The organism is Rhodopseudomonas sp. AAP120 (genome assembly GCF_001295845.1).
GTDB lineage: Bacteria > Pseudomonadota > Alphaproteobacteria > Rhizobiales > Xanthobacteraceae > Rhodopseudomonas.
In genome coordinates this window covers 1-8,224 of sequence record NZ_LJIC01000222.1, presented here as the reverse complement: position 1 = coordinate 8,224, position 8,224 = coordinate 1, and the positions used below count along the sequence as shown (strand labels likewise).

Here is an 8,224-nt window from a genome sequence, read left to right as displayed (position 1 = left end):
CCCTCACCCCAACCCTCTCCCGCAAGCGGGAGAGGGAGCGCGCTGCGGCTCGGGGCAGACGAGGCGGGCAGCAGGGACGGCGCTAACTAACCCTTGAGCACTGCGCCCGATCTCCCCTCCCCCTTGCGGGGAGGGCTCGGGGGTGGGGGGCCCAGGCACTGAGTCCGCGGTGTCGCCTTCACACGGGCACTGTGATCGCGTCGCCCTCACCCCAACCCTCTCCCGCAAGCGGGAGAGGGAGCGCGCTGTGTGAGCCGGCGCCGCCTTACCCTTCGCCGGCCGCGCGCGCTGCCACAAGCGCATCGATCTCTGCATTGCTGTAGCCTGCCTCGGCCAGCACTTCGCGGGAGTGTTCGCCGAGCCTTGGCGGCACGCGGTGCATGGTGGGCGGGGCTTCGGAGAATTTGGTGGCGGGGCGGGCCTGGCGGATTTTGCCTTCGGTCGGGTGATCGATTGCGGTGAAGTAATCGACTGCCTTGAGGTGTTCCTGTTCGGTGATTTCGCTGATCCGCGCGAAGGCGGTGTGCGGCACGTCGAGGCGGAGCAGCAGCTCCTGCCATTCCGCGGTGGTGCGGTTCACCGCGATCTCGTTCATCGCCGCGTAGATGCGGTCGATGTTCTCGGCGCGCGCTACCGGGTCGCGGACCTGCAGCTCGTCGATCAGTTCGGGCCGGCCGACCGCGGCGAAGAACGCGCACCAATTGTCGCCCGAGTAGGGCAGCATGGTGATCCAGCCGTCCTTCGTCCGCACCGGCTTGCGCTCCTTCATCCGCTTGTAGCCCGATGGGCCGATCGGCGGTTCGAACGCGTAGCCGCCCAGCATCTCGATGCTGTTGAAGCCCGCGATGGTTTCCAGCATCGGCACTTCGACGAGTTGACCACGGCCAGAGCGCTCGCGGCTGAACAGCGCCGCCGACACCGCACCGGCCAGCGCCTGGCCGCAGATCTTGTCGCCGACCAGGCTCGGCACGAATTGCGGCGCCTCGTCCGAGCCGATCGACGATGCCAGCCCCGACGCCGCCTGGATGATCTCGTCGAACGCCGGCCGCTTCGCCCACGGCCCTTCCTGGCCGAAGCCGGTGGCGGCCGCGTAGATCAGCCGCGGATTGAGCGCGCGACACTCCTCGTAGCCAAAGCCGAGCCGCGCCATCGCGGCGGGCCGCACATTGGTGACCAGCACGTCGGCTGTCGGGATGAGCCGCTGCAGCGCCGCCTTGCCGTCCGGATGTTTGAGATCGAGCGCGAGGCTGCGTTTGTTGCGGTTCACCGCCATGAACTGCCCGCTCATGCCGCGATTGCGGAACGCGCCGGCATAGCGCCACATGTCGCCGTCCAGCGTCTCGATCTTGATGACGTCGGCGCCCCAGTCGCCGAGGATCTGCGCCGCATAGGGGCCGAACAGCACGCTGGTGAGATCGAGAATGCGGATGCCGGCGAGCGGCCCGGTCGGTTCGGTCATGATGGTTCGCGCTAAGAGGGAATGGAGACGATCGTGCCGGATGGCGGCACGATCGCAGTTAGGACGCGGCGGGCGCCGCGGTCGGCCTCGTGCCGGCTATTCGCTCAGCACGTCACCGAACAACTCCCATGATGTGCCGTTGAATCGCGCCATCTGCAACTGCCGGATCGGGATGCGCTGATCTGGAGACATCTGCAGCTTGATGCCGGGCAGCAGCATCGGCATCTCGACATCGTGCAGCGACTCCGCCTGCTTCATCAGATTCGCCCGGGTGAGATCGTCGCCGGCGCGCTTCAGCAACAGCTCCATCATCTGCGCAAAGGTGTAACCCGAGACATTGAAGATATCGGCCGGATCGGCGCCGGGATTGTAGGTTTGCATCCAGTCACGCCATTGCTGCATGCCGGGATCGTTGGCCCAACGCGGATCGCCCGGGTCCTTTAAGTAGGCGCCGGTGACGATGCCGACCGCATTCTCCAGCCCCGCAGGCTTCAGCACCGAGCCGACAGAGTTCGACACCGCCGGCAGGATGATCTGCGGTTTCCAGCCGAGCTCGGCGGCCTTCTTGATCACCTGCGCGGCGAATTTCGGCGTGCATTCGTTGAACAGCACGTCGGCGCCGGCGGCCTTGAACTTGACGATCTGCGAGTCGACGGTCGGATCGGTCGACTCGTACACCGCCTCCGACACGATCTGGTCGACGTGCTCGCCGAGCCCTTCCTTGAAGCCCGCGAGATAATCGCGGCCGGCCTCTTCGGCCGGGGTGATGACCGCGATCTTGGCGTTCGGCTTGTTGGCGAGAATCCACTTCGCGTAGATCTTGCCTTCGGTCTTGTAGGTCGGCTGCGAACCGGTGCTCCACGGAAAATGCGCTGCGTCGTTCCAGCGGCTGGCGCCGCTGTACGGAAACAGCTGCGGCACTTTCTTGACGTTGAGATATTTCTGCACCGCGATGTTCGGGCCGGTGCCGAGATTGGAGAACAGTGCCAGCACTTCGTCGCTCTCGACCAGCCGGCGGACCTGCTCGACCGTCTTGGAGGGCGAATAGGCGTCGTCCATGCTGAGCAGCTCGATCCTGCGCCCGTTGATGCCGCCCTTCTCGTTCAGCATCTTGAAGTACGCCGCCTCGGCGCGGCCGATCACCGAATAGGCCGAGGCCGGCCCGGAATACGGCATGGTCTGGCCGAGCTTGATGGCGCTGTCGCTGGCGCCGGGATCGTAGCTGCCGCCCGCTTGCGCCGCGCCGCCGCCGGCCGCGAACAGCACGGCTGCGCCGACGAGCATTCGCCGAAAGTCCCTCATACAGGTCTCCTCCTCCGCTTTGCATCGTCTGCGCGACGCTCGCGGTTTGTGTCCTCGCAACGTCGGCGGCTCGAAGCGCCGCAGGCCCGGTTGCGGGTGAGCTGGTCGGCTCACGCATTGGAACCAGCATACAATGTGCAAGCACGTTGAGACGTAGCCTCAGGCGCGGATGTGTATGCGATTTTCGCAGGCTCGCCGGCCTGTTCCTGACCACGCCTGATGGTTGCAGCGGGATCGGCTGTGACCATTCTGCAACTAAGCGCCAGGGCCAACTCGATCTGGATGCATTCCAGAGTTGCATCCGCCATTCGCGCGAAATCGATGTGGTAGTGACCTCCGATCCAGCCGGGGGCACCGCATGACATCGACACTTTCGTTCCGCGTCGAGGGCGCAGCATTCAGACTCCTGATTTGTTCGACCGCCCTGGGATGCAGTGTGCCGATCGATCTCGCGCGCGCGCAGTCCGGCCGCGACCTGCCCGCCGTCACCGTCGATGCGCCAAAGCCGCAGGCGACGCGGCCGTCGACAGCGCCGCGGCGGGTGGCGCGCGCGCCCACATCGACGCGCCGTGCCGCGGCGGCGCCACGCCCGCAGCCGGCACAGCCTGCCGTCAGCGCCAATGCCGGCCGCGGCGTCGAGCGCGCCAATGGGCCGGTGGTCGGCTATCTGGCCAATCAGAGCGCCACCGGCACCAAGACCGACACTCCGATCCTGCAGACGCCGCAATCGATCTCGGTGGTGACGCAGGATCAGATCCAGGCGCAGGGCGCACAGAACGTGGTCGAATCGCTGCGCTACACGCCGGGCGTCACGCTCGACACCTATGGCGCCACCACCTTCTTCGACTCCTTCAAGCTGCGCGGCTTCGACGTGCCACGCTATCTCGACGGGCTTCGGCTGCCGGTCGATCCGGGAACGCAATTCGCGTTTCCGCGGATCGAGACCTACGGGCTGGAGCGGCTGGAGGTGCTGCGCGGCCCATCGTCCGGACTCTACGGCCAGACCGATCCGGGCGGCCTGCTCAACATGGTGAGCAAACGGCCGACCGCTTATTCCCAGCACGAAGTGATCGGCAGCTTCGGATCGTTCGAGCGGTTCCAGGGCGCGTTCGACAGTTCGGGGCCGATCGACAAGAACGGCGAGTTTCTCTATCGCATCGTCGGGCTCGGCCGCAGCTCCGACGGCCAGCAGGACTTCGTCCATGAGAACAAGGCCTATATCGCGCCGAGCCTGACCTGGCGGCCGACCGCCGACACCTCGTTCACGCTGCTCTCGCACTATTCCAACGTCAAGGTGGACGGCTGGCAGCAATACGTCCCGGGCGGCGTCTCGCTGCTGTCCAATCCGTTCGGTCGGGTGCCGTACAGCCGCTATCTCGGCGAGCCGGGCCGCGACGGCTACACGCTCGAGCAGTTCTCGGTCGGCTACGCGTTCGAACACCGCTTCGACAACAACCTGCAGTTCCGCTCCAACCTGCGCTATTTCGACGTGTCGCAGGATCTCGGCGGCGTCCGCTCCGAAGGACTGCTGGCCGACAACCGCACGGTGCTGCGGTCCTACAACTACGTGAATTCCAGCGCGCAGAACGTGGCATTGGACAACCAGATCCAGGCCGATTTCGCCACCGGGCCGCTGGCTCACAAGGTGCTGGCGGGCTTCGACTATCAGCGCCAGACCGCAAAGTCGGATTATCGCTTCACCATGATCTCGTCGATCGACGCCTTCGCACCGGTGTATGGCGCGTTCGTGCCGTCGGCGGCGTCGCTGTCGCCGTTCATCGCCACCAACACCACATCCAGCCAGGCCGGTCTCTATCTGCAGGATCAGGTCAAATACGACGGCTGGACGCTGACCCTGACCGGACGTCAGGACTGGGCGCAGGCGGAGACGGTCTCGACCGGGCTGTTTCCGGCCGCCGGCACCTATCTGCAGAACGACAAGGCGACCACCGGCCGCGTCGGGCTGAACTATCTGTTCGACTTCGGCCTGTCGCCTTACGTCAACTACTCCTCGTCCTTCGTGCCGAGCTCCGGCACCGACCGTTTCGGCAACACCTTCAAGCCGACCACCGGCGAAGGCGGCGAGATCGGTGTCAAGTTCAAGCCGTTCGGCTCCAATTTGATGCTGACCGCGGCGGTGTTCGACATCACCCAGAAGAACGTGCTGACCGCCGACCCGGCCAACATCGTGTTCAGCGTGCAGACCGGACAGGTCAGGGTGCGCGGCTTCGAATTCGAGGCGCGCGGCAACATCACGCGCGAGCTGGAGATCGTCGGCGGCTACAACAAATACGATCCGCGCGTCACCGCCGCCAACGACGGCACGGTCGGCAACTATCTGCTCAACACTGCGCTGGATCAGGCGTCCCTGTGGGCGAAATACACCTTCTATAGCGGTCCGGTCGCCGGCCTGGGGCTCGGCGCCGGGGTCCGCTATGTCGGAACCAGCTACGGCGACGCCGCCAACACCATCCTGATCCCGAGCTACACGCTGTTCGACGCCGCCATCAGCTACGACTTCCAGTATCTGCGGCCGGACCTGAAGGGCTGGAGCGCGCAGATCAACGCCACCAACCTGGGCAACCACTACTACGTGTCGTCGTGCGTGACCGGTCTGGCCTATTGCGGCCTCGGCGCGGCCAGGACGGTGCTCGGGACGCTGAAATACGCCTGGAACTGAGCGGCTGACCCGAGGCCGCCGAGCCGCGTCTCGACGAGCGCCCCATCGCGCGATGAAACGATGTGGTCTTTGCCGGCGCGGGGAGCGTCATCGTTGAGGTGCACGCGTCGCGCGCCGCGAAGGATGCGGCAAAGGTGTTCGCGATCCATTCTGCAAGGACTTCCGACAGCTCGGGACGACGGCGGTCATCTATCAAGCGGCGTACTGCTCGGGATTCGGTCGCTCACGACGATTTGGCCAGCGTCAGGCTTGTCCCGGCCATCTAGGTCTCGCCTCGCATCGAGGCCGTCAAGACGTGGCCGCGTGAGCCTTCGCCGCGCCTAAACGGCTTCTGCCGCGCGGCGGGACAAGCCCGGGCGCGGCAGAGCCTATCGATGGGACGGCGTCAGGTGGAGAACGCCCGCCTCACTCCTCCTTGAAGCCGTATTCCTGGTTGTTGCCGGTCGCGCCGTAGTATTTGAACGGCAGGAACTTGCCCGACATCGTGATCTTGACGCGGTCGCCCTTGGGGTTGGGCAGGCGGTCCATCACCATGTCGAAGTCGATCGCCGACATGATGCCGTCGCCGAATTCCTCCTCGATCAGCGCCTTCCAGGCCGGGCCATTGATCATCACCAGCTCGTAGAAGCGATAGATCAGCGGATCGGTCGGCGGCATGGTGACGTTTTCGCCGCGCATCGGCACCTCGTTGAGCATCGCGATCTCGACTTTCGACAGGCCGAACAACTCGCCGGCGGCCGCGGCCTGCGGCTTGGTGAGTTTCATGTTGCCGAGGATCGCGCCGACCACCAGCACTTCGGAATGGCCGCCGATCTTCTCGCAGATGTATTTCCAACTCCAGCCGTTCTCGCGCTTGATGTCGAGCAGCTTTTCAGTGAGGTGCGCACGCTTCATGGTGGGTCTCCTTGGCAGATAGCGATGTTCGAAGAGGGTGATCAGCGGGCGCGGAGCTGTGCGGCGCCGGGGACGGCGACGCCGCTCGGCTGCGGCACCAACGCCGGCTCAGCGAGGCCGGGCCGCACCAGCGGAACGTTGCGGTGATCGTGCTGTGGGTTCTCGGCCGCAAAACTCTTGCTGCGCGTCACCAGGAAATCGATGATGTGGTTGCGCAGCGCATAGTAATAAGGATGGCGGTGCAGATCGATGCGGGCGCGATCCTTGGGCAGCGGGTTCTCGACGATCTCCGCCACCACGGCGCCGGGGCCGTTGGTCATGAGATAGATCTTATCGGCGAGGTACATCGCCTCGTCGACGTCATGGGTGATCATGAAGGTGGTCTGCCCGGTCTCCAGGCAGATGCGCCTGACTTCGTCCTGCAGCGAACCGCGAGTGAGCGCGTCCAGTGCCGAGAACGGCTCGTCCATCAGCATGATTTTCGGCGTGATACTCAGGGCGCGGGCGATGCCGACGCGCTGCTTCATGCCGCCCGACAGTTCAGACGGACGCTTGTGCTCGGAGCCGGTGAGGCCGACCAGATCGATGAACTGCTGCGCGTGGGCGCGGACCTTGGCCTTGTCCCATTTGCGCCACTTCGAACTCACCGCGTAAGCGACGTTGCCCATCACGGTGCGCCACGGCAGCAGCGCGTGGCTCTGGAAGATCACCGCACGGTCGAGGCTGGTGCCCTCGATCGCCTGTCCGTCGACGATCACCGCACCCTCGGTCGGCTGATCGAGCCCGGCCAGGATGTTGAGCACGGTCGTCTTGCCGCAACCGGAGTGCCCGATGACGCAGCCGAACTCACCGCGCGGCAGCGACAGCCACAGATCCTCGAAGATCGTCGTCTGCCCGCCCCCCGCCGCCGGATAGCGCTTGGCGATGCCCTCGATCGAAATGAATTTGTCGATCATCGCGCTCACTCCGGAAACGTCACAAGCCGAGTGAACTGCGCAAGGATCTGATCAAGGATCATCCCCACCACCCCGATCGACAAGATAGCGATAATCACATTCACTATCGATAAATTGTTCCATTCGTTCCAGACGAAGTACCCTATACCCGTACCCCCTACGAGCATCTCCGCTGCGACGATCACTAACCATGCGATGCCGATCGAGATGCGCATGCCGGTGAGAATGGTCGGCGCGGCGGCGGGCAGGATCACCGTGAAGGCGCGGCGCACGGTGCCGACTTCGAGCGTGCGGGCGACGTTGACCCACTCCTTGCGCACCGAGGCGACGCCGAACACGGTGTTGAGCAGCATCGGCCAGATCGAACAGATGAAGATCACGAAGATCGCCGACAGCCCGGAGTCCTTGATGGTGTAGAGCGCCAACGGCATCCAGGCGAGTGGCGAGATCGGCTTCAGCACCTGGATGAACGGATCCAGCGCCTTGCTCATCAGGGGCGACATGCCAATCAGGAAGCCGAGCGGGATCGCCACCACCACAGCGAGCAAGTAACCAGCCATCACCCGCGCGATCGAATAGCCGAGCTGAATGCCGAGGCCCTTGTCATTCGGACCGTTGTCGTAGAACGGCCGCTTGAGGTGCTCCCACAGTTTGGCGCCGACGTCGAGCGGCCCCGGCATCGCCGATTTGCCCTGCGTGGCGGTGAGTCCCATGAGCTTGGCGTATTCGGGGCTCATCGCCGCGGTCGTGCCGGTGCTGCGCGTCGCCAGATGCCAGGCGCCGATGAAGCAGCAGAACAGCAGGATCGACACCAGTGCGGCGCGCAGCGTGAGAGATTTGGTCATGGGCGGACTCTCCATCTCCCTCTCCCCGCTTGCGGGGAGAGGGTCGGGGTGAGGGGGCGCTGCCACACAGGCCGGGCACGATGAGAGG

General features: G+C 65.0%; 6 protein-coding genes. 1 reads left to right on the top strand and 5 read right to left on the bottom strand.

What is annotated here, in order from left to right; genetic code table 11:
• Positions 1 to 265: 265 nt before the first annotated feature.
• Together IP86_RS27565 and IP86_RS27560 are read right to left on the bottom strand one after the other, a co-directional pair.
• A complete protein-coding gene (locus IP86_RS27565) occupies positions 266 to 1,459 on the bottom strand; it encodes a CaiB/BaiF CoA transferase family protein (RefSeq protein ID WP_054165646.1) in 1,194 nt (397 codons plus the stop codon).
• 96 nt (positions 1,460 to 1,555) lie between these two features.
• Positions 1,556 to 2,761 (bottom strand): ABC transporter substrate-binding protein, encoded by a 1,206-nt coding sequence (locus IP86_RS27560; protein ID WP_054165645.1) that lies wholly within the window; start codon positions 2,759 to 2,761, stop codon positions 1,556 to 1,558.
• A 436-nt stretch (positions 2,762 to 3,197) separates the two neighbouring features.
• On the opposite strand from IP86_RS27560, the gene IP86_RS27555 reads away from it, so the two are divergent.
• A complete protein-coding gene (locus tag IP86_RS27555; RefSeq protein WP_245290755.1) occupies positions 3,198 to 5,441 on the top strand; it encodes a TonB-dependent siderophore receptor in 2,244 nt (747 codons plus the stop codon).
• A 405-nt stretch (positions 5,442 to 5,846) separates the two neighbouring features.
• On the opposite strand, the gene cynS is transcribed toward IP86_RS27555, so the two are convergent.
• The 3 genes from cynS to ntrB are packed head-to-tail and all read right to left on the bottom strand — an operon-like array spanning position 5,847 to position 8,136.
• Positions 5,847 to 6,335, bottom strand: a complete 489-nt coding sequence (gene cynS / locus IP86_RS27550; protein WP_054165644.1) for a cyanase — start codon at positions 6,333 to 6,335, stop codon at positions 5,847 to 5,849.
• Between the two features lie 41 nt (positions 6,336 to 6,376).
• Positions 6,377 to 7,291, bottom strand: a complete 915-nt coding sequence (locus IP86_RS27545) for an ABC transporter ATP-binding protein (RefSeq protein WP_054165647.1) — start codon at positions 7,289 to 7,291, stop codon at positions 6,377 to 6,379.
• 5 nt (positions 7,292 to 7,296) lie between these two features.
• Entirely contained in the window at positions 7,297 to 8,136 is an 840-nt protein-coding gene (gene ntrB / locus IP86_RS27540) for a nitrate ABC transporter permease (RefSeq protein WP_054165643.1), read from the bottom strand.
• Positions 8,137 to 8,224 lie beyond the last annotated feature (88 nt).

Bases quoted from the DNA above. Each gene is read 5' to 3' on its own strand.
- IP86_RS27545 (WP_054165647.1), bottom strand. From the start codon at position 7,291: ATGATCGACAAATTCATTTCGATCGAGGGCATCGCCAAGCGCTATCCG.
- ntrB (WP_054165643.1), bottom strand. From the start codon at position 8,136: ATGACCAAATCTCTCACGCTGCGCGCCGCACTGGTGTCGATCCTGCTG.
- IP86_RS27565 (WP_054165646.1), bottom strand. From the start codon at position 1,459: ATGACCGAACCGACCGGGCCGCTCGCCGGCATCCGCATTCTCGATCTC.
- IP86_RS27560 (WP_054165645.1), bottom strand. From the start codon at position 2,761: ATGAGGGACTTTCGGCGAATGCTCGTCGGCGCAGCCGTGCTGTTCGCG.
- cynS (WP_054165644.1), bottom strand. From the start codon at position 6,335: ATGAAGCGTGCGCACCTCACTGAAAAGCTGCTCGACATCAAGCGCGAG.